The 1,697-nt window shown below is 65.8% G+C and carries 1 protein-coding gene; it reads left to right on the forward strand.

From position 1 onward, the window contains the following. Position 1: 1 nt before the first annotated feature. Positions 2-1,697, forward strand: a 1,696-nt coding sequence (locus AKN83_RS37950) for a chemotaxis protein CheA (protein ID WP_172803685.1), incomplete at its 3' end; no start/stop codon positions are given.

Raw genomic sequence — 1,697 nt, forward strand, 5'->3', positions numbered from 1 at the left:
CATGGACGATCTGTTGCGCGAGTTCCTGACGGAGAGCAGCGAGAGCCTGGATACGGTCGACAACCAGCTGGTGCAATTCGAGCAGGATCCGAACAACGCGAAGATCCTGGACAACATTTTCCGGCTCGTGCACACGATCAAGGGGACCTGCGGCTTCCTCGGACTGCCGCGGCTGGAAGCGCTGGCGCATGCCGGCGAGACGTTGATGGGCAAATTCCGCGACGGCATGCCGGTGAAGGCGGAAGCCGTGACGCTGATCCTGTCCTCGATCGACCGCATCAAGGAGATCCTCGGCGGGCTCGAGGCGACCGAGGCCGAGCCCGAGGGCAACGACCGCGACCTGATCGATCAGCTSGARGCGATGGTCGAGCACGGCATGGCGGCGATGGCGGCTGCTGAAAAAGATGTGCCTGTGGTCGAAGCGCCGCCGGTGCAGGCGGCGATGAGCGAAGGCACGCTGGTGGTGCAGACGCTGGAGCGCCCCTTACGTCCGGGCGAGGTCTCGCTCGACGAGCTCGAGCGCGCCTTCCGCGAGACCGAGATCGAAGTCGCAGCACCGACGCCGGTCGCCAAGCCCGTCGCCGCCGCGCCTGCTGCCCCCGCCGCCGAGCCGACGGAGGCTGCCAGGAAGCCGGCCCGCAAGGTCGCCACCGAGGATGTCCAGGAAGGCGACAAGATCGCCAACCAGTCGATCCGGGTCAACGTCGACACCCTCGAACACCTCATGACCATGGTCTCCGAGCTGGTGCTGACCCGCAACCAGCTGCTGGAGATCTCCCGCCGCAACGAGGACACCGAGTTCAAGGTGCCGCTGCAGCGGCTCTCCAATGTCACCGCCGAGCTGCAGGAAGGCGTCATGAAGACGCGGATGCAGCCGATCGGCAATGCCTGGCAGAAGCTGCCGCGCATCGTCCGCGACCTCTCCGGCGAACTCGGCAAGCAGATCGAGCTCGAGATGCACGGCGCCGACACCGAGCTCGACCGCCAGGTGCTCGACCTGATCAAGGATCCGTTGACGCACATGGTGCGCAACTCCGCCGATCACGGCCTGGAGACCACCGCCGAGCGTCTCGCCGCCGGCAAGGGAGAGCAGGGCACCATCCGCCTGTCYGCCTATCACGAGGGCGGCCACATCATCATCTGCATCGCCGACAATGGCCGCGGGCTCAACACCGAGCGGATCAAGGCCAAGGCGCTCCAGAACGGTCTCGTCACCGAGGCTGAACTCGAGAAGATGACCGAGGCCCAGATCCACAAGTTCATCTTCGCGCCGGGCTTCTCGACCGCGGCGCAAGTCACCTCGGTGTCCGGCCGCGGCGTCGGCATGGACGTGGTRCGCACCAATATCGACCAGATCGGCGGCACCATCGACATCAAGAGCGTGGCCGGCGAGGGCGCYTCCGTCACCATCAAGATCCCGCTGACGCTTGCGATCGTCTCCGCCCTGATCGTGGAAGCCGGCGGCGACCGTTTTGCGATTCCGCAATTGTCCGTGGTCGAGCTGGTGCGGGCCCGCGCCAACTCCGAGCACCGCATCGAGCGGATCAAGGACACCGCCGTGCTGCGCCTGCGCAACAAGCTGCTGCCGCTGATCCATCTGAAGAAGCTGCTCAAGATCGACGACGGTGCGTCGACCGCCGATGCCGAGAACGGCTTCATCGTGGTGACGCAAGTCGGCAGCCAGACCTTCGGCATCG

Origin of the sequence: Bradyrhizobium embrapense (genome assembly GCF_001189235.2) — a bacterium.
GTDB classification, from domain to species: domain Bacteria; phylum Pseudomonadota; class Alphaproteobacteria; order Rhizobiales; family Xanthobacteraceae; genus Bradyrhizobium; species Bradyrhizobium embrapense.